This is a genomic window from Streptomyces sp. NPDC051555 (assembly GCF_044454405.1).
Taxonomy (GTDB): Bacteria; Actinomycetota; Actinomycetes; order Streptomycetales; family Streptomycetaceae; genus Streptomyces.
Map to the genome: position 1 here is coordinate 56,685 of NZ_JBITDP010000008.1, position 21,359 is coordinate 78,043.

Here is a 21,359-nt window from a genome sequence, read left to right on the forward strand (position 1 = left end):
CCACCAGCCAGCCATCGGAAGTACGGGAAGAGATGTCGGCACCGAACAAGTCGTACGACCCTGTTGAGGTCGAGGCACTGAAACCGGATGAGATCGAGCGCATGCGGGACGAGGCGCTCGCCGCCTTCGCGTCCGCCGGCGACCTCGACGCGCTGCGGGAGGCGAAGACCGCGCACATGGGCGACCGCTCGCCCCTGGCGCTCGCCAACCGCGAGATCGGCGCCCTGCCGCCGCAGGCGAAGGCCGAGGCCGGCAAGCGCGTCGGCCAGGCCCGCGGCGCCGTGAACAAGGCTTTCGGCGCGCGCACGGTCGAGCTGGAGGCGGAGCGCGACGAGCGCGTGCTCGTCGAGGAGGCCGTGGACGTCACGCTGCCCTACGACCGCGTCCCGGCCGGCGCCCGCCACCCCCTGACCACGCTGATGGACCGCATCGCGGACATCTTCGTGGCCATGGGCTACGAGGTGGCCGAGGGCCCGGAGGTGGAGGCGGAGTGGTTCAACTTCGACGCCCTCAACTTCACCCCCGACCACCCCGCGCGCCAGATGCAGGACACCTTCTTCGTCCAGGGCCCCGAGGGCACCGTCGGCGACGAGTCCGGTGTCGTCCTGCGCACCCACACCTCCCCGGTGCAGGCGCGCACGCTGCTGGACCGCGAGCCGCCCGTCTACGTCGTCTGCCCCGGCCGGGTGTTCCGCACCGACGAGCTGGACGCGACGCACACCCCGGTCTTCCACCAGGTCGAGCTGCTCGCCGTGGACGAGGGCCTGACCATGGCCGACCTCAAGGGCACCCTGGACCACATGGTCCAGGCGCTCTTCGGTCAGGACATGACCACCCGGCTGCGCCCGAACTTCTTCCCGTTCACCGAGCCGTCCGCCGAGATGGACATGCAGTGCTACGTGTGCCGCGGCGAATCGGTGGGCAACCCCGACCGCCCCTGCCGCACGTGTTCCAGCGAGGGCTGGATCGAGCTGGGCGGCTGCGGCATGGTCAACCCCAAGGTGCTCGTCGCCTGTGGCGTGGACCCCGAGAAGTACAGCGGATTCGCCTTCGGGTTCGGCATCGAACGGATGCTGATGTTCCGCCACAACGTCGAAGACATGCGAGACATGGTCGAGGGTGACGTTCGTTTCACCCGGCCGTTCGGGATGGAGATCTGATGCGGGTCCCGCTTTCTTGGCTGCGGGAGTACGTCGACCTGCCCGCGGGCGAGACCGGTCGTGACGTACAGGCGCGGCTCGTCGACGCCGGCCTGGAGGTCGAGCGCGTCGAGCAGCTCGGCACCGGTCTGCAGGGTCCCCTGGTCGTCGGCCAGGTCCTGACCATCGAGGAGCTCGACGGCTTCCGCAAGCCGATCCGTTTCTGCACGGTCGACGTCGGCCAGGCCAACGGCACCGGCGAGCCCCAGGAGATCGTCTGCGGCGCGCGGAACTTCGCCGTCGGCGACAAGGTCGTCGTGGTGCTCCCCGGCGCGGTGCTGCCGGGCGACTTCGCGATCGCCTCGCGCAAGACCTACGGCCGCACCTCGCACGGCATGATCTGCTCGGGCGACGAGTTGGGCATGGGCGACGACGGTACGCACGGCATCATCGTGCTCCCCCCGGAGTACGAGGTCGGAACCGACGCGATCAAGCTCCTGGAGCTGATCGACGAGGTCCTCGACATCGCCGTCACCCCGGACCGCGGCTACTGCCTGTCGATGCGCGGCGTGGCCCGCGAGGCGGCGACGGCCTACGGGCTGCCGCTGCGCGACCCGGCGCTGCTCGACGTCCCCGGCCCGAACTCCTACGGCTACCCGGTGCAGGTCTCGGACCCGCAGGGCTGCGACCGCTTCACCGCCCGTACGGTCGGCGGCCTCGACCCCGAGGCCCGCTCGCCGATCTGGCTGAGCCGCCGCCTGCAGAAGGCCGGCATGCGGCCGATCTCGCTCGCGGTCGACGTCACCAACTACGTGATGCTCGAACTCGGCCAGCCGCTGCACGCCTACGACCGCTCCCGCGTGGACGGTCCGATCGGCGTCCGGCGCGCGGAGCAGGGCGAGAAGTTCACCACCCTCGACGGCGTCACGCGCACGCTGGACGCCGAGGACCTGGTGATCACCGACAACAGCGGGCCGATCGGCCTCGCCGGTGTCATGGGCGGCGCCAACACCGAGATCGCCGACTCCGTCACGACACCTTTCGATCCTTCCGGCTCGACCTTCCAGGTCTCGGGCACCACCGACGTGGTCATCGAGGCGGCGCACTTCGACGCGCTGTCCATCTCGCGCACCGCCCGTCGCCACAAGCTCGCCTCCGAGGCGTCCAAGCGCTTCGAGCGCGGGGTCGACCCGCAGGCCGCGGCCGCCGCCGCGCAGCGCACCGTCGACCTCCTGGTGCTGCTCGCGGGCGGCACCGCCGAGGCGGGCGTCACCGAGCTGTCCGCCCCCTCCGCCCCGCGCACCATCGCGATGCGCGCGGACCACCCGGACCGGGTGGCGGGCGTGGACTACGGCCGCGAGACCGTCGTGCGCCGCCTCCAGGAGGTCGGCTGCGACGTCTACGGCCAGGACGAGCTGGTCGTCACCGTGCCGTCGTGGCGCCCCGACCTCGCCGAGCCGAACGACCTCGCCGAAGAGGTCATCCGGCTGGAGGGCTACGCCAACCTGCCCTCCACGCTGCCGCAGCCCCCTTCGGGCCGCGGGCTCACCGCGCGCCAGCAGCTGCACCGCCGCATCGGCCGTGCGCTGGCCGGGGCCGGTTACGTCGAGGCGCTGAACTACCCGTTCCTCGGAGCCCAGGTCTTCGACCAGCTCCAGCTGCCGGCGCACGACGCGACCCGCCAGGTCGTCACCCTCGTCAACCCGATCTCCGACGAGGAGCCGGCCCTGCGCAGCACGCTGCTGCCGGGTCTGCTCGGCGCGCTGCGCCGCAACGACAGCCGCGGCAGCCACGACCTCGCGCTCTTCGAGACGGGCTCGGTCTTCCGGGCCGGTCCGCAGGCCGGCGTCGCAGTGCGGCTGCCCGTCGACCGCCGTCCGACGGCCGAGGAGATCGAGACCCTGAACGCGGCCCTGCCCGCGCAGCCGCGCTACGCCGCGGTCGTGCTGGCCGGTGCGCGCGAGCAGGCCGGCTGGTGGGGCAAGGGCCGCCCGGCCGACTGGGCGGACGCGGTCGAGGCCGCCCGCTCGCTGGCCGTCGAGGCCGGTGCGGAGCTGGTCGTGCGCCAGGGCCAGTACGGTCCCTGGCACCCGGGCCGCTGCGCCGAGCTCGTCGTCACCCTCGACGGGGTGGAGCAGGTCATCGGCCACGCCGGTGAGCTGCACCCGCGCGTCGTCAAGGCGCTGGGTCTGCCCGCCCGCACCAGCGCGATGGAGATCGACCTCGACCGTCTCGCGGCGGCCGGGGGCGAGGCCCTCAGGGCGCCCCGGATCTCCACCTTCCCGGTGGCGACCCAGGACGTCGCGCTGATCGTCGACGCGGCCGTCCCGGCCGCCGAGGTCGAGACCGCGCTGCGCAAGGGCGCGGGTGAACTCCTCGAATCGCTGCGGCTGTTCGACGTCTTCACCGGCGAGCAGGTCGGCGAGGGGAAGAAGTCCCTCGCCTACGCGCTGCGCTTCCGCGCGGCGGACCGCACCCTGACGGCGGAGGAGTCCACGGCCGCCCGTGACGCGGCGGTGGCCCTGGCCACCGAGCGCACCGGGGCGGTCCTGCGCGGTGCATAGCACCTGCTGACAGGTCTGTGAGGGGCACATCCGGATCACCGGAGGTGCCCCTCACTCATTTGGGTGAGAACCTCGGCGACCCGTGTCCGGCGCACCGGGTCGTGGACACAATCGTTCCGGCCGAGGGGAGGCACAGAGGATGATCACGCGCGGGCGGGTGCCCCACGTGCGCCGGGTGTGCGTCCTTGCCTGGGGCGGGGCCGCCGTGTCCTGGGAGCTGTCCTCACCCGGACCGCTCGGCCCGAGCCTGGCCAGCTGCGCCGCCTTCCTGCTCCTGGCCACCGGGTGCGCGCTGCACATCCGCACGCGGCTGCTGGCGGAGCTGCGGCGCAGCCAGGAGATCGCGGGCGCGGTGCAGCGGGCCCTGCTGCGGCCGCTCCCGGCCCGGATCGACGGGCTGGCGCTGGCCGCGGCCCAACTGTCGGTCGGCGGCGACCTGTACGAGGCGCTGCCCACGCCGTACGGGGTCAGGGTGGTCATCGGTGACGTGCGCGGGCACGGGCCGGGTGCGCTGGGGGTGGCCTCCGCGGTCCTGGGCTCCTTCCGCGAAGCGGCGCACGACGAGGCGACGCTGGGCGGGGTGCTGCGGCGGATGGAGCGGGCGCTGATCCGGCACGCGGGGAGCGAGCCGGAGGAGTTCGTCACGGTGCTGCTGCTCCAGATCGCGCCCGACGGCACCCTGCTGGCCCTGAACTGCGGCCACCCCTGGCCGTACGTGCTGCGCTGGCTCCCGGTGCCCGAGCCGTGCTGCGCCGGCGTCCGGGGCCGCGCCCCGCACCCGCCCGCGCGGCTGCCCGGGACGCTCGGTGGATCCCCGCGCCCGGAGCGCGTCGGGCTGGAGCCGCTCGGCGGCGAGACGCTGCCGCCGCTCGGGGTGCTGCCCCTGCCCGGTCCCGGTGACCTGGCGGCGCGGCCGTGCGGCCGGCTCGCCCCCGGCGAGGCGCTCTTCTTACACACCGACGGGGTCGCGGACGCCCGTGACCGCGCGGGCCGCTTCTTCCCGCTGGCCGGCGCCGTCACCGAAGCGGCCGCGGCCGCCGCGCTCACGCCCGCGCGGCTGGTCGCGGGCGTGCACGCGGCGCTGCTGCGGCACACCAGCGGGCGGCTCGCCGACGACGTGGCCCTGCTGGTGCTGCGCAACGACCGGTTCGGCCCGGCCTGAGCACGGGCCCGACCGGGGTGTCGGGGTGTCCGGATGTCGGGGTGCGCCGCCCGCCTGCCATGGAGTGTCGGGCAGACAGCAGAACGGGCGGCGCCAGTACGGGTCGTCGCACTGTTCGAGGGGGAGCCGACGACCCGGGCTACCTCTTTGGCGAGGCTCTTCAGTGAAGCGCCGCGGGGCACTCCCGCGGCAGGGTGTGCGGCGCATTTATGCGCGCATCCGGTTCACACCCCGTGTGAAGCGAGCACCCACTAATCTGAGAGCGACGAGCCCCGGGAGCGGCCCATGCAGCCCAACGCACTGCTCGATGCCCTCCTTGCCGAGGCGGGCATGTCCCATGCCGGATTCGCCGCACACGTCAACCAGGCAGGCCGCAGCCGCGGATTGGCCCTGCGCTACGAACACACCGCCGTCGCCCGCTGGCTCAAGGGCCAGCGCCCCCGCGGCCATGTGCCTGACCTGCTCTGCGAGGTGCTCGGCAGCCGCCTGCGCCGGCCGCTGTCGCTGGACGACATCGGGCTCGGCCTGCCCGGTTCGCCCGGCGCCGGTGGCGCCGCGGGCGACGCCGGTCAGGGGTCGCCGCCCGGCTCCCCGCTGGGCGGGTTCGTCGACCGGGCCACCGCCCTGTGGCGTGCCGACGGCCAGGCCCGCCCGCAGCTGTTGGCCGCCGGGGCGGTGTGCGGGACCCCGGCCGTCATCCCGGTCTGGGAGTGGGAGAATCCGCCCGAGGACGCGGACGTCTCGCGCTCGGGGCCCACCCCGGTCGGCCCCGAGCACATCGAGATCCTGCGGGCGGCCCGCGTGCACTACGAGCTGATGTACCGGCGGGCGGGTGGCGTGGCCACCCGGGAGCGGGTCGTCCGCTTCCTGGGCAGCGAGACCGCGCCGCTGCTGCGCGGGAGTTACCCCGACACGCTCGGCCGGGGGCTCTACCGGGCCACCGGGTCGTTGGTGGCGGTGGCCGGGATCTGCGCGTACGACTCGGACGCCCACGGGCTCGCCCAGCGCTACTTCCACCAGGCCCTGCGGCTCGCGAAGGCGAGCGGGGACCGGGGCCTGGGCGCCTACGTGATCGCGCTGCTCGTCAACCAGTCCCTGCACCTGGGGGAGTTCCGCCAGGCGGTCGCCTTCGCGGAGGCCGCGCTGCGGGCCGCGGGGCGGCACATCACCCCCGCGCTCTCGGCCGACCTGCACGCGATGCAGGCCAAGGCCTACGCCCGACTCGGTGACGGCAGCGCCGCGTTGGAGTGCATCCGGCGCGCGGAGGCGGCGGCCGAGCGGATCCGGCCGGGCAGCGAACCGGACGAGACCGGGTACGTACAGCCCGGTCTGGTCAACGTGCAAGTGGCCGAGGCGCTGCTCGGGCTGGGCGAACTCGATGCCGCCTACGAGCAGGCGACGGCCGCTGTGGACACCCCGGCGCACGAGCGGGGACGGGTGCACCGGCTGGCCATACTGTGCAACATCCAGCTGCGCCAGGGGGAGGCCGACGGGGCGGTGGCGGCCGCGACCGAAATGGCCGAACGGGCCAGGGGGATGGAATCCCTGCGGCTGCGCGACCGGCTGCGCGCGGTCCGCGAACAGCTGCTGACCAGCGGATGTGCGGGGGCGCAGGAGACGGCGCACCTCATCGACGGGGCGTTGCGCGTTCCGCTGTGATGCTCGGAACTGCTGCCATGTTGCCACCTACTCGATCGAAAGGTGGCACAACCGTGCAGTGGATGAACCTGAGCGAGCAGACCGTGTACAAGAACCGCTGGTTCGACGTGAACCTCGCGGACGTCGAACTCCCCGACGGCCGGCACCTGGACCACTTCGTGATCCGGCTGCGCCCGGTCGCCGTGGCCACGGCGGTCAACGAGGCCAACGAGGTGCTGCTGTTGTGGCGCCACCGCTTCATCACCGACAGCTGGGGCTGGGAGCTGCCGGCCGGCGTGGTCGAGGACGGCGAGGACATCGCCGCCGCGGCGGCCCGCGAGATGGAGGAGGAGTCGGGCTGGCGCCCGGGTCCCCTCCACCACCTGATGACCGTCGAGCCCTCCAACGGGCTGACCGACGCCCGCCACCACCTCTACTGGGCCGAGGGGGCGACGTACACCGGCCACCCCGAGGACGACTTCGAGTCCTCGCACCGCGCGTGGGTGCCGCTCAAGCTGGTCCCGGACATGATCGCGCGCGGCGAGGTCCCGGCCGCCAACATGGCGGCCGGGCTCCTGCTGCTGCACCACCTGCGCCTGGCCTGAACCCGGGGTGAGCCGGGGGTGAGCCGGGGACCGGGAACTAGTTGTACGGGTAGAAGCCCGAGCCCGTCTTGCGGCCCAGGCGGCCCGCGTCCACCATGCGCTGGAGCAGCGGGGGAGCGGCGTACAGCGGCTCCTTGAACTCGTAGTACATCGAGTCCGCCACCGAGGCCACGGTGTCCAGGCCGATCAGGTCCGCCAGCTTCAGCGGGCCCATCGGGTGGGCGCAGCCCAGCTCCATGCCGTTGTCGATGTCCTCGCGGCTCGCGATGCCCGACTCGAACATCCGGATCGCGGACAGCAGGTACGGGATCAGCAGCGCGTTGACCACGAAGCCCGAGCGGTCCTGGGCGCGGATCGCGTGCTTGCCGAGCACGTCCCGGACCAGGGCCTCGGCCCGCTTGACCGTCTCTTCGCCCGTGGTCAGCGCCGGGATCAGCTCGACGAGCTGCTGCACCGGGGCCGGGTTGAAGAAGTGGATGCCGATGACCTGGTCCGGTCGCGAGGTGGCGACGGCCAGCTTCACCAGCGGAATGGAGGAGGTGTTCGAGGCGAGGATCGCGTCGGGGCGGGTCACCACCTGGTCGAGCACCTGGAAGATCTCGGTCTTGACCTGCTCGTTCTCGACGACGGCCTCGATGACCAGGTCACGGTCGGCGAACTCGCCGAGGTCCGTGGTGAAGCTCAGTCGGGCCAGGGTGGCGTCCCGCTCCTCCTCCGTGATCTTGCCGCGTTCGGCGGCCTTCATCAGGGAGTTGTGCAGCCGGGTACGGCCGATCTCCAGGGCCTCGCCGGTGGTCTCGGCAACCTTCACCTCGAGACCGCTGCGCGCGCACACCTCCGCGATGCCCGCGCCCATCTGGCCACAGCCCACTACGCCGACCCGTGCGATGTCGGTCGGGAGGGTAGAGAGGTCCGTCACATCGTGCCTTTCGCTGCTCATCCATCGCGGGTCCCCCGTCGTTGACAGTGGTAACTGCATTCCGGCGCCCGCCACGCACCCCGACGTTACTCCCGACCTGCGGCCCGATGACGGCCCGGGGCGGGCATGCTGGGCGCACCGAGATCAATATCACTGTGCGGAACGGAGCGGACACATGGCGCACATCGGCCGACGGGGACTGCTGGTGGGGGTGGCCGGGGCGCTGGCCGCGGGAACGGTGACGACGGCCGCCGCGGGCCCGGCGGCGGCAGCGGCTCCGGGCCCCGCGCCCGGGGTCGACGGCGCGCCCGCCCCCGGCTCCGCCTTCCGCGGGATGTGGGTGGCCTCCGTGGAGAACGTCGACTGGCCCTCGGAGGTCGGGCTGAGCGCCGCGGCCCAGGAGACGGAGCTGGTGGCCCTGCTCGACACCGCGGTCCGGCGGCGGCTGAACGCGGTGGTCCTCCAGGTGCGGCCGACCGCCGACGCGATGTGGCCCTCGGCGCTGGAACCCTGGTCACAGTGGTTGACCGGGCGCCAGGGCGGGGACCCGGGCTGGGACCCGCTGGGCACGGCCGTGACCCGGGCGCACGAGCGCGGGCTGGAGCTGCACGCCTGGTTCAACCCGTACCGGGTGGCCAACCACACGAACGCGTCCCTGTTGGTCCCCGAGCACCCGGCGCGCCTCCATCCCGACTGGGTGGTCCGGTACGGCGGCAAGCTCTACTACAACCCCGGGCTGCCGGAGGTCCGGGCGTTCGTGCAGAGGGCGATGCTCGACGCGGTCCGGCGCTACCCCTTGGACGCGGTGCACTGGGACGACTACTTCTACCCCTACCCCGTGGAGGGCCAGTACTTCGACGACGACGACGCCTTCGCCGCGCACGGCTCCGACTTCGACTCGCGCGCCGACTGGCGGCGGCACAACATCGACGCCCTGGTGCGGGAGATGGCCGCGGCGATCAAGGCGACGCGGCCGGGCGTCCGCTTCGGGGTCAGCCCCTTCGCGGTCTGGCGCAACCAGGAGGTCGATCCGCTCGGCTCGGCGACCGAAGCGGGCCTGGGCACGTACGACGACCTGTACGCCGACACCCGCCGCTGGGTGCGGGAGGGCTGGCTCGACTACATCGCGCCGCAGCTCTACTGGCACATCGGGCACCCGCAGTGCGACTACGAGACGCTCGTCGACTGGTGGTCGGGGACGGTCCGGGGCACCTCGGTGGAACTGCTGATCGGCGAGGCGCTCTACCGCTGCGATCCCGACAGCCCCACGGCGGCCTGGCGGGACCCGGCCGAGCTGTCCCGGCACCTGACGATCGCCGCCCGGTACCCGGAGGTCCGCGGCCACGCCTACTTCTCCGCGAAGCAGGTGGTCGCGGACCGGTGCGGAGCGATGGCGGAGGTGGTCGCGGACCACTATCCGACGCGCGTGCCACCGCGTTGATCGGCCGCCGTTGCCGTTGCCGTTGCCGGGCTCACTGGTGTGTGTCCGGGTGCCGTACGACGCAGTCGGGCCCGGGGGCCATCAGCGCCTCGTGGCCGTCCTGGAACCGCACCCGGTAGGGCGGGGTTCCGTTGTCCCCCAGGACCTGGAGGATCTCGCCGACCTTGTCGTTCTGGCCGACGATCCTGCCGTGCTGCACCAGCTGGTCACCCTCGGTCGCGTGCATGCTGACCTCCCTCGGGCCGGTCCGGTCGGTGACAGCAGTTTACGGCGTTCCAGACCTATTTGACCCGTTGGGTCAGGGCGATACAGACGAGCACCGCGGCCGCTGCCACCGGCGCGGCCGGGGTCAGGTGCTCGCCCAGCAGGGCCACCGCCCACACCAGCGTGAGCAGCGGCTGGGCGAGCTGGAGCTGGCTGGCGCGGGCGGGTCCGATCTCGGCCATCCCGCGGTACCAGACGTACAGCCCGAGGAAACTGGAGCCGGCCGCCGCCCACACCAGCCCGGCGATCCCGTGCCCGGTCAGGTGGACGGGCTCGGCGGCCAGGCCCAGCACCGACCCGGTCACGGTCAGCGGCAGGCACAGGACCAGCGCCCAGCCGATGACCTGCCAGCCGGGCATCGACCGGGCCAGCCGGGCGCCTTCGGTGTACCCGGCCGCGCACACCAGCAGGGAGGCGAAGAGGTAGGCGTCGCCCGCGGAGAGGGCGCCACCGCTCTGCGCGAGGGTGAAGCCGAGCACCACCGCGGCCCCCGCGACGGCGGCGGCCCAGAAGGTGCGCGAGGGCCGGACGCCGGTGCGCAGCGCGGCGAGCGCGGCGGTGGTCAGCGGCAACAGGCCGACCACCACGGCGGAGTGCGAGGTGGTGGAGGTGCGCAGGGCCAGCGTGGTCAGCATCGGGAAGCCGACGACCACCCCGGCGGCGACCACGGCGAGGCCCGCCCAGTGCGCACGGCCCGGCAGGGGGACCCGCAGGGCGAGGAGGAAGACGCCCGCGATCGCGGCGGCGAGGACGCTGCGCAGCGCGACGAAGGACCAGGGGCCGAAGCTCTCCATGCCCCAGACGGTGGCGGGGAAGGTGAGGGAGAAGGTGACGACGCCGAGGGCGGCGAGCAGCGTGCCGGAGGTGGCGCCGGATGCGGTGGCGGACGGCGTGCCGGGCCCGGTGCCGGGCCCGGTGACCGACTCGGTTCCCGATCCGGTTCCCGAGTCCGTCGCGCGCTCAACCGCTATCGTGACGGGGCCAGTAGCGCTATTCTGTGCTCTCATGTACGAGCGTAGCAGTGTGGCTGAACTGGTGGAATCCCTCAGATCCGAGTTGAACCGCTACTCGGTGGGTGGAAAGCTGCCGTCGAGCCGCTCCTTGGTCGAGCGGTTCCGGGTGAGTCCGGTGACGGTGTCCCGGGCCCTCGCCCAGCTCGCCGCCGAAGGGCTCGTGGTGACCAGGCCCGGCGCCGGGGCGTTCCGCTGCGCGCCGCGCGAGGCGTCCCCGGCCGCCCCGGACACCTCCTGGCAGGAAGTGGCCCTCAGCGCGGAGGAGGGCGGCGAGATCGTGCCGCGCTCGGTGGACGCCTCCGGCGTGCTGGTCTCCCTCGCGGCCCCGCCGCCCGGGGTGATCGAGCTGAACGGCGGCTACCTGCACTCCTCCCTCCAGCCCGAACGCGCCCTCGCCGCGGCCTTGGCCCGTGCCGGCCGGCGGCCCGGGGCCTGGTCCCGGCCGCCCGTCGAGGGGCTGACCGAGCTCCGCGACTGGTTCGCCCGGGAGATCGGCGGCCCGCTCACCGCCGCCGACGTGCTGGTCACCGCGGGGGGCCAGAGCGCGCTCACCACCGCCCTGCGGGCGCTGGCCCCGCCGGGTGCGCCCATCCTGGTCGAGTCCCCGACCTATCCCGGCCTGTTGGCGATCGCCCGCGCCTCCGGGTGTCGGCCGGTGCCGGTGCCCTGCGATGCGGACGGGGTGCGTACGGACCTCCTCGCCGCGGCCTTCGAAGCCACCGGCGCGCGGGTGTTCGTGTGCCAGCCGCTGTTCCAGAACCCGAGCGGATCGGTGCTGGCCGACGCGCGGCGGGCCGAGGTGCGCCGGATCGCGCGGGCCGCCGGGGCCTTCGTCGTCGAGGACGACTACGCGCGCTCGCTCGCCCACGAGGACGCCGGACCGCTGCCCCCGCCGCTGGCCGCCGAGGACCCCGACGGGGTGGTGGTGCACGTGCGCTCCCTCACCAAGGTGGCCTCGCCCAGCCTGCGGGTGGGCGCGCTCGCGGCCCGCGGGCCGGTCCTGGAGCGGCTGCGCGCCATCCAGGTCGTGGACAGCTTCTTCGTACCGCGGCCGTTCCAGGAGGCCACGCTGGAACTGGTCGGCGCTCCCGCCTGGCCGCGTCACCTGCGGGCCGTCGGCGCCGAGCTGCGCCACCGGCGGGAGGTGCTCGTCGGCGCCCTGCGGCGCGAGCTGCCCGGCCTGACGCTGCCCCACCTGCCCGTCGGCGGCTACCAGCTGTGGGTGCGGCTGCCCGACGGCGCGGACGAGTCCGCCTTCGTGGCGGGGGCGCTGCGGGCCGGGGTGGCCGTCACCCCGGGCCGTCCGTACTTCTGCGCGGAACCGCCGGGTCCGTACGTCCGCATGAGCCTGGCCGGGGTCGCGTCCGCCGGGGAACTGGCGGCGGCCGTCGGCAAGCTGCGCTGCGGGGTCGGTACGCAGGCTTGACCTCGGGCGACGCTCGCCGCACCATCGCCGCTATGCATGTTCGGGTCTCGCTCGTCACCGCAGCCCGTAGTTCCTCGCTGCTCGCCGAGCGCTTCGACGACGACCGGCCGCTCGACCCCGTCGGTTGGCGGGCGGTGGAGACGGCCGCGCACGGACTGGTGCCCCTGGGCGCGGCCGAGCTGCGCTACTGCTCGCCCACGGCGCGCAGCCGCGCCACCGGTCGGGCCCTGGGCTACGCCCCGCTCGCCCAGCCGGCCCTGCGCGACTGCGACATGGGGCGTTGGTGGGGGCTCACCCTGGCCGAGGTGGCCGCGCGCGAGCCGGGCGCGGTGGACCTCTGGCTGTCCGACCCGCGCGCGACCCCGCACGGCGGGGAGTCGCTGCTCGCCTTCATCGCGCGGATCGGGGCCTGGCTGGACACCCGGCCCGCCGACGACGGGGGAGCGATCGTGGCGGTCGCCGAACCGTCCGTGGTGCGCGCCGCCCTGGTCTTCGCGCTCCGGGCGCCACCGCAGACGTACTGGAACGTGGACGTCCGGCCGCTGTCCACGGTCACCCTCGCCGGATCCGCGGGACGCTGGCACCTTTCGCTGGAGACGACCGTTTGACGCTCCGACGGCGCCTCACCGGCAGGCGCCGCGCGTCCCTCCGGCGAAGGAGAAGAACCGTGGCGATCCGGCTCGGGCTCAGCCTGCCCCAGATGAAGCACTTCCACGTCGGCCGCGACGTCCCGGCGGTGGCGCGCGCGGCCGAGGCGGCCGGGTACGGCAGCCTGTGGGTCTTCGAGCGGATCCTCTTCCCCGAGCAACCCCTGCAGGGGATGTACGGGATCCCGGGCCTGCCCTGGACGGAGAAGTACCGCTCGGTCGCCGACCCGTTGATCACGCTGACCCTCGCGGCCGCCGCGACCGAGCGGACCCTGCTGGGGACCAGCGTGCTCGTCGCCCCGCTCCACATACCCGTCCAACTGGCCCGCTCCCTCGCCTCCCTGGACGCGGCGAGCGGCGGCCGGGTGCTGGCGGGCCTGGGCACCGGCTGGTCGCGCGACGAGTTCGCGGCCGCGGGCGTGGCGCCCTTCGAGCGGCGCGGCGCGGTGCTGGACGAGCTGCTCGACGTGTGCGCGGCGGTCTGGGGCCCCGACCCGGTCTCCTACAAGGGCGGGTCGACGGTCATCGCCCCCGCCGGGATCGGCCCCAAGCCCGCCCGTCCGGTCCCCGTCTACCTGCCCGCCACGAGCCCGCGCGCCGCCCGACGCCTGGTGGACCGGGCGGACGGCTGGATGCCGGTGGCCACCGGCCCGCAGGTGCTGGCCGGGGCCTGGGAGCGACTGACGGAGCTGGCCGCCGAGCGCGGACGGACCCGGCCGATCGAGGTGTGCGCGCGGGCGAACGCGCTCTACACGCCGCGGCCCTTCGAAGGGGCGGACCGGCGGCCCTTCCAGGGGAGCGTCGGGCAGATCGCCGAGGACATCGCCGCGCACGCGGCGGCCGTGCCGCTGACCGACCTGCTCGTGGACCTCCAGGGCAGCGTGCGGGACGCGGCCGAACTGGCGGACGTGGCCGCCGAGCTGTACGCGGCGGTGCGCGCCACCGGGGCCTGATCCCGCGCCCGCCGGTCAGAGGAGGGAGACGGGTCCGGTCGCCGTGGAGGGCCGGTAGATGCCGTCGATCCCGGCGTAGGTCGCCCGGTAGCCGCGCAGGATCTCGTCGATCGGGACGTTCAGTCGGGCCGGTGAGTCGCAGCGGGCCGCGCCGTACTGGTCGGTGACGGCCGTGCAGAGGGTCCTGCCACCGGCGGTGGTGAAGGTGACCGGGACCCCGTCCAGCCCGGCGGGGCCGTCGGCCATGCGGACGGTGGTGCTGAGGTTCTTCACGCCGAAGAGCAGCCCGTTCAGCTTGGCGGGCCCGGCGGTGGTCTCGGTGGCCACGGCCGGGCGGACCCGCTCGGGCAGGTCGCACGCCTGCTGCGCCAGGTCGAAGACCTGGCCGGTGGGGCAGGGCAGCACGGTGGCGATGCCGTTCGCGCACTGGACGTAGAACCGCTGGTCCTGCGGGCGCGGCAGCCGGTTCGAGGCGCCGCAGTCCCCGGTGGCGGCGGCGGTCGCGGGCGCCGCGCCCAGTCCCAGTCCCAGTGCCACGAGTGCGCCGAGGGACGAGCCCGCCAGGACCCTGCCGACGCGGCGTGTGATGGTGCGTGAGCGTGACACTGCTGCCCCCATGGGAAGTGACCCTGTGTGATGAGATGAATGCAGAGGGGACTGTAGGGAGGGTGGGGTGGGGGTCGCAACGATCGATTTTCGGCCGGGCTGGTGGCGGATTCCGCTACCGCGCGTGCGGCGGAACGGGCCGTCCGGCATCCCCGCACGGCGGACTTCCTGGTGGCGGGAGCGGCAGAATCGTTCAGTCGGTCCCGCAGGGTGACGACTGCGCTCGGGGTGGCCGGAAAATGCTGCTCGCCTTACACCTGGTCGACTGTCCGATGGATCAGATGTTCCCCTCGATGCCGTCCAGCGCCGTCTCCAGGGACCGGCACAGCCGTTCGTCGAAGAGGATCCGCTCGTGGGCGCGGCGCTCGTCGGCGAGCGCGTCCCGCAAGAGCGGTACGGCCGCGGCGGCCGGAGCGCCGATCGCGCCCAGGTGCCGCACGGCGGCCCCGGCCGGCTCCGTCAGGCGGGCGTCCCGCAGCGGGGCCAGCTCCCGCAGGAGGACCGCCACCGTCGGCTCCGGGTCACCGGTGATCCGCCAGAACGCGCTCGCCGCCTCCACCCGGGTCCACGCGCCGGGCGCGTCCAGCAGCGCCCGTACGTCGTCCACGTGCGCGGCGGCGGCCGGGCCGAGGTCGCCGAGGTAACGCAGGACGGGTCCGCCGATCCCCGCGCGGGCGAAGCTCCCGCACACCTCCAGGGCGAGCCCGGCGTCCCCGGTGACCCGCCAGTGGGCCCAGGCCGCGCTCTGGCGGCCGTGCCAGGGGTTCGCGGTACCGGGCCAGCCCTGCCGGGCGGGGCGCGTACGACCCCGGGCGAGGTCGGCCAGGACGTCCGCGGTGGCCGCGCCACCCGGCCCGATCCGGCCGAGGACCTCGCAGGCGCCCCGCGCGTACGGGCCCCCGAGCAGCGGCGCCAGCAGGGGCACGGCGGCTCCGGCCGGCGCACCCCACCGGCCCAGCAGGGCGAGGGCGCCCTCGACGGAGTGGCCGTCCGGGGCGGCGCGCAGGCGGGCCAGGAGGGCGGGCAGCAGGTCGGCGGCCGGCAGCCGGCCCAGCGTCGGGGCGAAATCCCTGCCGAGCAGGAACGACGAGGAGTCGGCGACGCGCGCCGTCAGCAGCGGGAGGGCGCGCCGGTCGTCGAGCCCGGTCAGGGCGACCAGGACGTGATCGGTGAGGGAGGGCGAGTAGGCGTCGGCCGACCGGTGGTGACGGAGGAAGGCCGCGAGCCGGTCCGCGTGCCCGTCGAGCACGGCCGGCCCGGCCTCCGCGAGCAGGTGCCCGGCCGCGCAGGCGACCATGATCTGGTCCTCCAACGCGAAGACGACCCGGTCCCACAGTTCCTGCGGCGGCCGGCGCCGCTGCGCCAGGACCACGGCGATCTTCCGCATCCGCGTCCACCGCAGGTCCGCGGTCACCGCGAGCCGCCCCGGCCCGGGTCCGTGCCCGCGCAAGATCCCTCTCCACCCCATGGGCGGCACTCTAGGCGTCTCGTGCGGATCTTCCCCGCGGTTCCCTCCGGTTCCCTGTGGGGGTGCCTCAATCGCCGGCGAGGCTGAAGAGCGGCGGCCGGGGCACTTGGAGGCGCCCCGGCGCCCCGGCGCGCGGGCGCGGGAACCGGCGAGGTCCTAGCGGCCGCGCGGCTTGCCGCGCTTGGCGCCGCCCTTGCCCCCGCCCTTCGCGCCGCCCCCGGAGGCACCGCGCGGGTTCTTTCCGGCGGTCGGCTTGCCGCCGCCGGGCTTGCGGCGGGCCGCCGCGGGGTCGGGGCGCTTGGCCTTCTTCGGCTGCGGCGGGGTCGGCGTGCGCCCCCGCGAGCTGTTGACCGTGCGCCCGCGCACGATCCCGATGAACTCCTCCACCAGTTCGGGTGCCTCGTCCGCCTCCGGCCACGACAGCGCGACGCGCGACTCCGGCGCCCCCGTCAGCGTGCGGTAGGTGAGGTCCTTGCGGTGGTGCAGGCGCGCGAGCGACTGCGGCACGACGAGCACGCCGATCCCCGCCGCCACCAGCTCGATCGCGTCTTCCGTCGTCTCGGGGCGGGCGATCGCGGGCTTGCCCGGCAGCTGCTCCCAGTCGAGGGTGTCGTCGAGGGGGTGCAGCACGATCTCCTCGGCCAGATCGCCCGTGGCGACCTCTTCGACCGCCGCGATCAGGTGGTCCTTGGGGATCACGACCACGGTGGTCTCGGTGTAGAGCGGGATCGCGCTGAGGTCCGTACGGTCGATCGGCAGCCGCACGAAGCCCGCGTCGGCGCCGCCGTCGCGGAGCAGGGCGGGCGCCTCGCCCGGGGTCACCTGGACCAGCGTCAGCGGGACGTCGGGCAGCCGCTCGTTCCAGATCCGCACCCACTTGGTGGGCGTCACTCCCGGGACGTACGCGAGCCGGAACGAAGGGGGTGTTTCCGAGCCTGTCACCCGGCCAGGTTACCGGTCGTGGTCGGAGGTAGCGCACACGCTCGATACCCTAGACCCATGACGTCGCACCAGAACGCCCAGACCATGAAGCCCGCGACCGCGGCGAAGAAGCTGGGTGTGTACCTCGAGGCCACACCCGCCGAGTTCCAGGAGGGTGTCGTCTCGCGGGCCGAGCTGAGTGCCCTCCAGGCCGAGCCGCCCCAGTGGCTCCAGGACCTGCGCCTCAACGGTCCGCACCCGCGCCCCGTCGTCGCGTCCAAGCTCGGCATCTCCATCGCCGGTCTCGCGCGCGGGGGCGTCACGGACGCCCTGACCACCGAGCAGATCGAGGCCATCAAGGCCGAGCTGCCCGAGTGGCTCCAGAAGGAGCGCACCACGCAGGCCGATGTCCGCAAGGAGACGGTCCGCATCAAGGAGCGCAACGCGGAGCGCGCGGCGAAGGCCGCCGACCAGAACTCCTGATCACGGGGATTCACCACCGGTGCCCCGGACCCGCGGCCCTGCCGCCGGGTCCGGGGCACCCGTGCGTGGTGCGGCGCCGCGACGTCGGGGGTGTCGGTGTCAGCGCGGCTGGTTGAAGCGGAGCATGTTGCCCGCCGGGTCGCGGAAGGCGCAGTCGCGGACGCCGTACGGCTGGTCGGTCGGCTCCTGGAGCACCTCGGCGCCCGCCGCCCGGATCCGCTCGAAGGTCGCGTCGACGTCGTCGGTCGTGAAGATCACGCCGCGGAGCATGCCCTTGGCCAGCAGTTCCGCCATGGCCTGCCGGTCGGCCGGCGAGGCGTTGGGGTTGGCGAGGGGCGGTTCGAGGACGACCTCCACGTCGGGCTGCTCGGGGGAGCCGACGGTGACCCAGCGCATCCCCTCGAAGCCGACGTCGTTGCGCACCTCCAGGCCGAGGGTGTCGCGGTAGAAGGCGAGTGCCTTGTCGTGGTCGTCGACCGCGATGAAGCACTGCGAGAGCTTGATGGTCATGACTGCGACGCTACGACGTGCGGCCGGATTCCGCCCCCGCGTCCGGCGCCGGTCGCGGCGGCCCGCTCCGCGAGGGGCGCGTGAGGATCTTGGCCACGCAGGCCGGGATCGCGGCGCCCTCGTCGTGGCTGCGGGCCCGGTAGGAGCTGGGGCTCTCGCCGACCAGTTCGGTGAAGCGGGAGCTGAAGGACCCCAGCGAGGTACAGCCGACCGCGAAGCAGACCTCGGTCACGCTGAGGTCGCCCCGGCGCAGCAGCGCCTTGGCCCGCTCGACGCGGCGGGTCATCAGATAGCCGTACGGCGTCTCGCCGAAGGCCGCGCGGAAGCTGCGCGAGAAGTGCCCGGGGGACATCAGCGCGATGGCCGCGAGCGCGGGTACGTCCAGGGGCTCGGCGTAGTCGCGGTCCATCGCGTCCCGGGCGCGGCGCAGCCGTACGAGGTCCTCGATCGTCACGGGCCCAGCATCGCACGGGCGTCCGCCGCCACGGGGCCGATGTCCCCTTCGAGCAGCGTCTGCTCGATCGGGGGCCGGTCCCACAGGGCCAGGATCTCGTTGGCGAGGTCCACGACGGGCAGGTGCTCCTCGTCCCGCACGGTGACGGCCGCGGCCTTCAGGGTGCGCGGGACGGCTCCGGCGTCCAGCAGGAGGCGCCATTCCCGTACGCCGACCGCCAGGAACTCCAGCGCGGGCAGGCCCGTGACCTCCAGCGGGTCCGCCAGGGTGCCGGGCGCCGCCGTGAGCGTGCGCAGGCGGGGCAGTCCGAGGACCGGGGCGAGGGCGAAGGGCGCGCCGCCGCCGTCCGGGACCTCGATGGTCAGGACCTCCAGGGCGGGATGCGCGGCCTCCTCGACGCTGCCGAGGCCGCCGGTGCGGACCTTCGCCGTGATCCCGGGCAGCTGCGCGGCGCGGCCGCTCGGCTCCTCCCGCAGCCGGCCCAGCACGAAATCGGTGAGGGAATCGGCCACCAGCTCGGCGCCGAGGCTCTGCTCGTGACCGACCAGGATGACCTGCCCGTAGTGGCCGCCCGGGCCGGGCGTGAGGTCGATCGCGTACTCGTCGCCGCCGTTGCTCCCGAAGCCGATCCAGCCCGGCGAACCGGCCAGGGGCTGCACCGCGGCGTCGGGTCCGGCGCCGATCGCCCGCCCGGCGCCGATGCCCCAGCCGCAGTGGCGCTCCGCCGCGTCGACGGCCCGCAGGTCCGCCGGACCGCTCAGTTCGCAGCCGACCGCTTCGCCCGCGAGGTCGGCGCCCTCGAAGTCGTCGAACCAGTCCACCCGGGCCACCCGGTAGAGCGCCTTCAGCTCCTCGGACAGGGTGACGCCCAACCGCGCCTCGGCGGCGTCGATCTCCTCCCGCGTCGCGCCCACGGCGTCGGGCAACCGCTCGCGCAGCGTCCGCTCCAGCAGCGCCGGATCCGCCGACGGCGCCGGGAGCGCCCCGGACGCCGGGTCGGGACGGCGCAGCCAGGGCGCGGGGAGGGAGTCCTCGACCAGGACGAGGACGCCCAGGTCGGCGTAGCCGACGGGTGCTTGCACGACGGGGCTCGGCCAGACCACGGCGAGCGAGGTCCGCCCGTCCGGCCGGACCTCCGCGCGGAAGGCGACCTCCTGGACGCGGCCGCGTGCCAGCGCCCGCTGGAGGTCCTCCACCGCGCTCCGCGCCGTCGCCGACATCGCGCCGCGGTGGGCCAGGCTCGTTCCGTGCTGCCCGATGCGTCCCGCCACCCGGGCCACCTGCCCGTGCCGGCGCCGCTCGTCCCCGGTCAGCATGAGCCGCAGTACGGGCTCCCAGGTCACGAACGCGGATACCGACGACAAGGGGGGTCTGTGATCCATCATGATCAGACCGTACGCAGGGGTCGGCGGGGCATCGGGGGCGGGGCAGTGATCGAAGTCGGGCAACACGGCGCTTTCAGTGTGAACAGCGTGGGCGTGAGGGGCCGGCCGTTCCCCTTGGGCTTCAGCGTCCGCGAGGCCGAGGGCCTGTGGCGGGTGCAAGCCTGCGCGGCGCAGGCCGGCGAGCTGGTCGACCTGCTCGTGGCCGCGGCGAACGACGCGGTGGCGGTGGTGTCGCTGGAGACCAACTCCTATCTGGACGAGAACTGGCACCCCCTGCGGCCCTCGCTCATCGCGGCCGACCTCGGCGTGCCCTGTACGGTCCACCCGCTCGGGTCCTGGGCGGCCGGCACGAACGGACTCGCGGAGGAGTTCCTGGTGCTGGACCGGGACCTGCTGCCGCGGCTGCTCGACGGCACCTGGTCGCCGTACGAGCTGGCCCTGATCGACCTGCCCGCCGACCGGAGCGCGGAGCAGCTCGACGAGCTCGCCCTGGTGCTCGGCACGACCGGCTTCGACGAGCCGCTCCTGAGCCGCCTGACAGGCTCCCGGGTCTGGTTCTCGGGCCACGACGACTGCTACGTGTTCCTGGAGACGAGCGATGCCGCCCTGCCGGCCGCGGTCCTGGCGCGGCTGCTGACCCTGATGGCCGGCGCCGCCCTCGCCGAAAGCGAGCAGGAGCCGTTCGCGCGCGTTCCCGAGCCCGGCCCCGGGCTCGTGGAACAGCTGATCGCCGCCGCACCCCACTGGATCGGAGCCCTGGGCGGGGCCGCCGACCCCACGGGAACCGAGCCGCTGATCGCCATCGACCTGGCCGCCCTGCCCGCCCCCTGGCGCCTGGGCGAACCCTTCCCGGGGCGGGCCGACTTCACCGCGACCCTCGACGTACGCCGGGGCACCTGGCGGCTACGGTGAAAATCGCTGTCCGGTCATCGCAGCGCGGTGATAGACATCCGGCGTGGAAAAGAATCTTGAATTCCCGGCCCTGTTGCGACTGATCGACGAACGGTCGACCGCCTTCCGCGCTGCGGTCGCCGCCGCGCCCGGCCTCGACGTCCACGTGCCGACCTGTCCCGAGTGGACGCTGTTCGATCTGGTGCGGCACCTGGGCGGGGGAGACCGTTTCTGGGCCGCCATCGTCGGCGCGGGGCCCGCCGACGGTCCGCCGGCCGAGGCCGTGGCCGCGCGCGCCGCTCTGGAGCTGCCGCGGGAGCGCGAGGCCCTGCTGGCCTGGCTGGCCGCGTCGACGCAGCTGCTGCTGAGCGCCCTGCGCGAGGCAGGACCGGACGCCGGCTGCTGGGCGTGGTGGAGCGGCCTGCAGACGCCGCGGAGCTCTGGCGGAGTCGCCCGGCACCGGGTCCAGGAGAGCGCGGTGCACACCTACGACGCCCGGCTCGCCGCGGGTGCCCCGCAGCCGCTGCCGACCGAGCTCGCCCTCGACGGTGTGGAGGAGTTCCTGTTCACCGTCTGCGCAGCGTCGAGTGCCTGGCCGCACGAGCCCACCGCCTTCGACTTCCACTCCGCCGAGGGCCGCTCCTGGCGCCTCACCGTCGACGGCGACGGCGCACGCACCACCCGCATCCCCGCACCCACCGCCGGGACCGGCGAAGCCCCGGACGCGGCCGGCGCCTCCGTCCACGGCACGGCCAGTGAGCTGGTCCTCTACCTGTACGACCGGATCCAGGCCGCCTCCTTGCGCGTCGACGGAGACGCGGGCCTCCTCGACCTGCTCCGTGCCTGGGAGCCGGAGGCGTAGGCCCGCGG

At 74.1% G+C, this 21,359-nt stretch carries 21 protein-coding genes; 12 read left to right on the top strand and 9 right to left on the bottom strand.

Annotation, left to right across the window (positions count from 1 at the left end; genetic code table 11):
- Window positions 1-32: 32 nt before the first annotated feature.
- From pheS to ACIBEA_RS18385, 5 genes are all read left to right on the top strand, one after another.
- A complete protein-coding gene (pheS, locus tag ACIBEA_RS18365; RefSeq protein WP_399262064.1) occupies window positions 33-1,160 on the top strand; it encodes a phenylalanine--tRNA ligase subunit alpha in 1,128 nt (375 codons plus the stop codon).
- On the top strand, window positions 1,160-3,703 hold the full coding sequence (gene pheT / locus ACIBEA_RS18370; RefSeq protein ID WP_399262066.1) for a phenylalanine--tRNA ligase subunit beta: 2,544 nt from the start codon (window positions 1,160-1,162) through the stop codon (window positions 3,701-3,703). Before pheS ends, pheT begins: the two co-directional genes overlap by 1 nt.
- Window positions 3,704-3,842: 139 nt before the next feature.
- Window positions 3,843-4,865: a PP2C family protein-serine/threonine phosphatase gene (locus ACIBEA_RS18375; protein WP_399262068.1), complete on the top strand. Its 1,023-nt coding sequence runs from the start codon at window positions 3,843-3,845 to the stop codon at window positions 4,863-4,865.
- Window positions 4,866-5,150: 285 nt separating this feature from the next.
- Complete coding sequence (locus tag ACIBEA_RS18380) at window positions 5,151-6,524, top strand: transcriptional regulator (RefSeq protein ID WP_399262070.1); 1,374 nt, start codon at window positions 5,151-5,153, stop codon at window positions 6,522-6,524.
- 62 nt (window positions 6,525-6,586) lie between these two features.
- The gene (locus tag ACIBEA_RS18385) at window positions 6,587-7,108 is read left to right on the top strand and encodes an NUDIX hydrolase (protein WP_399262481.1); all 522 of its coding nucleotides are present in this window, start codon (window positions 6,587-6,589) and stop codon (window positions 7,106-7,108) included.
- 37 nt (window positions 7,109-7,145) lie between these two features.
- Here ACIBEA_RS18385 and ACIBEA_RS18390 read toward each other — a convergent pair whose 3' ends face one another.
- Window positions 7,146-8,048 carry a 3-hydroxybutyryl-CoA dehydrogenase gene (locus ACIBEA_RS18390; protein ID WP_399262071.1) on the bottom strand — a complete coding sequence of 301 codons (903 nt, stop codon included), beginning with the start codon at window positions 8,046-8,048 and terminating at the stop codon, window positions 7,146-7,148.
- A gap of 154 nt (window positions 8,049-8,202) precedes the next feature.
- Between ACIBEA_RS18390 and ACIBEA_RS18395 the strand changes: the two genes are divergently transcribed.
- A complete protein-coding gene (locus tag ACIBEA_RS18395) occupies window positions 8,203-9,468 on the top strand; it encodes a glycoside hydrolase family 10 protein (RefSeq protein WP_399262073.1) in 1,266 nt (421 codons plus the stop codon).
- A gap of 31 nt (window positions 9,469-9,499) precedes the next feature.
- Here ACIBEA_RS18395 and ACIBEA_RS18400 read toward each other — a convergent pair whose 3' ends face one another.
- Both ACIBEA_RS18400 and ACIBEA_RS18405 read right to left on the bottom strand, forming a co-directional pair.
- Window positions 9,500-9,694 carry a DUF1918 domain-containing protein gene (locus tag ACIBEA_RS18400; protein WP_399262075.1) on the bottom strand — a complete coding sequence of 65 codons (195 nt, stop codon included), beginning with the start codon at window positions 9,692-9,694 and terminating at the stop codon, window positions 9,500-9,502.
- A 55-nt stretch (window positions 9,695-9,749) separates the two neighbouring features.
- Window positions 9,750-10,739, bottom strand: a complete 990-nt coding sequence (locus ACIBEA_RS18405) for a DMT family transporter (protein WP_399262077.1) — start codon at window positions 10,737-10,739, stop codon at window positions 9,750-9,752.
- Here ACIBEA_RS18405 and ACIBEA_RS18410 point away from each other — a divergent pair.
- The 3 genes from ACIBEA_RS18410 to ACIBEA_RS18420 are packed head-to-tail and all read left to right on the top strand — an operon-like array spanning window position 10,738 to window position 13,771.
- Complete coding sequence (locus ACIBEA_RS18410) at window positions 10,738-12,171, top strand: PLP-dependent aminotransferase family protein (RefSeq protein WP_399262079.1); 1,434 nt, start codon at window positions 10,738-10,740, stop codon at window positions 12,169-12,171. The two genes, ACIBEA_RS18405 and ACIBEA_RS18410, sit on opposite strands and share 2 nt — an antisense overlap.
- A gap of 32 nt (window positions 12,172-12,203) precedes the next feature.
- Window positions 12,204-12,779: a histidine phosphatase family protein gene (locus tag ACIBEA_RS18415; RefSeq protein WP_399262080.1), complete on the top strand. Its 576-nt coding sequence runs from the start codon at window positions 12,204-12,206 to the stop codon at window positions 12,777-12,779.
- A 59-nt stretch (window positions 12,780-12,838) separates the two neighbouring features.
- Window positions 12,839-13,771, top strand: a complete 933-nt coding sequence (locus ACIBEA_RS18420; protein WP_399262082.1) for a TIGR03619 family F420-dependent LLM class oxidoreductase — start codon at window positions 12,839-12,841, stop codon at window positions 13,769-13,771.
- A gap of 15 nt (window positions 13,772-13,786) precedes the next feature.
- Here ACIBEA_RS18420 and ACIBEA_RS18425 read toward each other — a convergent pair whose 3' ends face one another.
- The 3 genes from ACIBEA_RS18425 to ACIBEA_RS18435 form a co-directional block, all read right to left on the bottom strand.
- Entirely contained in the window at window positions 13,787-14,377 is a 591-nt protein-coding gene (locus ACIBEA_RS18425; protein WP_399262084.1) for a chitin binding peritrophin-A domain-containing protein, read from the bottom strand.
- Window positions 14,378-14,654: 277 nt separating this feature from the next.
- Window positions 14,655-15,845 (bottom strand): hypothetical protein, encoded by a 1,191-nt coding sequence (locus ACIBEA_RS18430; RefSeq protein WP_399262086.1) that lies wholly within the window; start codon window positions 15,843-15,845, stop codon window positions 14,655-14,657.
- 156 nt (window positions 15,846-16,001) lie between these two features.
- Complete coding sequence (locus ACIBEA_RS18435; protein ID WP_399262088.1) at window positions 16,002-16,787, bottom strand: LysR family substrate-binding domain-containing protein; 786 nt, start codon at window positions 16,785-16,787, stop codon at window positions 16,002-16,004.
- Window positions 16,788-16,844: 57 nt separating this feature from the next.
- Between ACIBEA_RS18435 and ACIBEA_RS18440 the strand changes: the two genes are divergently transcribed.
- Window positions 16,845-17,249 (top strand): DUF5997 family protein, encoded by a 405-nt coding sequence (locus ACIBEA_RS18440; RefSeq protein WP_399262090.1) that lies wholly within the window; start codon window positions 16,845-16,847, stop codon window positions 17,247-17,249.
- Window positions 17,250-17,348: 99 nt separating this feature from the next.
- Here ACIBEA_RS18440 and ACIBEA_RS18445 read toward each other — a convergent pair whose 3' ends face one another.
- The 3 genes from ACIBEA_RS18445 to ACIBEA_RS18455 are packed head-to-tail and all read right to left on the bottom strand — an operon-like array spanning window position 17,349 to window position 19,598.
- A complete protein-coding gene (locus tag ACIBEA_RS18445; RefSeq protein ID WP_399262092.1) occupies window positions 17,349-17,759 on the bottom strand; it encodes a VOC family protein in 411 nt (136 codons plus the stop codon).
- Window positions 17,760-17,769: 10 nt separating this feature from the next.
- Complete coding sequence (locus ACIBEA_RS18450; protein WP_399262094.1) at window positions 17,770-18,213, bottom strand: helix-turn-helix domain-containing protein; 444 nt, start codon at window positions 18,211-18,213, stop codon at window positions 17,770-17,772.
- Window positions 18,210-19,598: an SMI1/KNR4 family protein gene (locus tag ACIBEA_RS18455; protein WP_399262096.1), complete on the bottom strand. Its 1,389-nt coding sequence runs from the start codon at window positions 19,596-19,598 to the stop codon at window positions 18,210-18,212. Before ACIBEA_RS18455 ends, ACIBEA_RS18450 begins: the two co-directional genes overlap by 4 nt.
- A 93-nt stretch (window positions 19,599-19,691) precedes the next feature.
- Here ACIBEA_RS18455 and ACIBEA_RS18460 point away from each other — a divergent pair, with 93 nt between their 5' ends.
- Both ACIBEA_RS18460 and ACIBEA_RS18465 read left to right on the top strand, forming a co-directional pair.
- Window positions 19,692-20,510, top strand: a complete 819-nt coding sequence (locus ACIBEA_RS18460) for a hypothetical protein (RefSeq protein ID WP_399262098.1) — start codon at window positions 19,692-19,694, stop codon at window positions 20,508-20,510.
- Window positions 20,511-20,553: 43 nt separating this feature from the next.
- Entirely contained in the window at window positions 20,554-21,351 is a 798-nt protein-coding gene (locus ACIBEA_RS18465) for a maleylpyruvate isomerase family mycothiol-dependent enzyme (protein ID WP_399262100.1), read from the top strand.
- The last annotated feature ends 8 nt before the right edge of the window (window positions 21,352-21,359 follow it).

What these genes read in the sequence shown, in the direction of transcription:
- ACIBEA_RS18385 (WP_399262481.1), top strand. Translation starts at nt 6,587, where the DNA reads ATGAACCTGAGCGAGCAGACCGTGTACAAGAACCGCTGGTTCGACGTG.
- ACIBEA_RS18430 (WP_399262086.1), bottom strand. Translation starts at nt 15,845, where the DNA reads ATGGGGTGGAGAGGGATCTTGCGCGGGCACGGACCCGGGCCGGGGCGG.
- ACIBEA_RS18455 (WP_399262096.1), bottom strand. Translation starts at nt 19,598, where the DNA reads ATGATGGATCACAGACCCCCCTTGTCGTCGGTATCCGCGTTCGTGACC.
- ACIBEA_RS18415 (WP_399262080.1), top strand. Translation starts at nt 12,204, where the DNA reads ATGCATGTTCGGGTCTCGCTCGTCACCGCAGCCCGTAGTTCCTCGCTG.
- pheS (WP_399262064.1), top strand. Translation starts at nt 33, where the DNA reads ATGTCGGCACCGAACAAGTCGTACGACCCTGTTGAGGTCGAGGCACTG.
- ACIBEA_RS18405 (WP_399262077.1), bottom strand. Translation starts at nt 10,739, where the DNA reads ATGAGAGCACAGAATAGCGCTACTGGCCCCGTCACGATAGCGGTTGAG.
- ACIBEA_RS18410 (WP_399262079.1), top strand. Translation starts at nt 10,738, where the DNA reads ATGTACGAGCGTAGCAGTGTGGCTGAACTGGTGGAATCCCTCAGATCC.
- ACIBEA_RS18375 (WP_399262068.1), top strand. Translation starts at nt 3,843, where the DNA reads ATGATCACGCGCGGGCGGGTGCCCCACGTGCGCCGGGTGTGCGTCCTT.
- ACIBEA_RS18390 (WP_399262071.1), bottom strand. Translation starts at nt 8,048, where the DNA reads ATGAGCAGCGAAAGGCACGATGTGACGGACCTCTCTACCCTCCCGACC.
- ACIBEA_RS18440 (WP_399262090.1), top strand. Translation starts at nt 16,845, where the DNA reads ATGACGTCGCACCAGAACGCCCAGACCATGAAGCCCGCGACCGCGGCG.
- ACIBEA_RS18395 (WP_399262073.1), top strand. Translation starts at nt 8,203, where the DNA reads ATGGCGCACATCGGCCGACGGGGACTGCTGGTGGGGGTGGCCGGGGCG.
- ACIBEA_RS18400 (WP_399262075.1), bottom strand. Translation starts at nt 9,694, where the DNA reads ATGCACGCGACCGAGGGTGACCAGCTGGTGCAGCACGGCAGGATCGTC.
- ACIBEA_RS18380 (WP_399262070.1), top strand. Translation starts at nt 5,151, where the DNA reads ATGCAGCCCAACGCACTGCTCGATGCCCTCCTTGCCGAGGCGGGCATG.
- pheT (WP_399262066.1), top strand. Translation starts at nt 1,160, where the DNA reads ATGCGGGTCCCGCTTTCTTGGCTGCGGGAGTACGTCGACCTGCCCGCG.
- ACIBEA_RS18445 (WP_399262092.1), bottom strand. Translation starts at nt 17,759, where the DNA reads ATGACCATCAAGCTCTCGCAGTGCTTCATCGCGGTCGACGACCACGAC.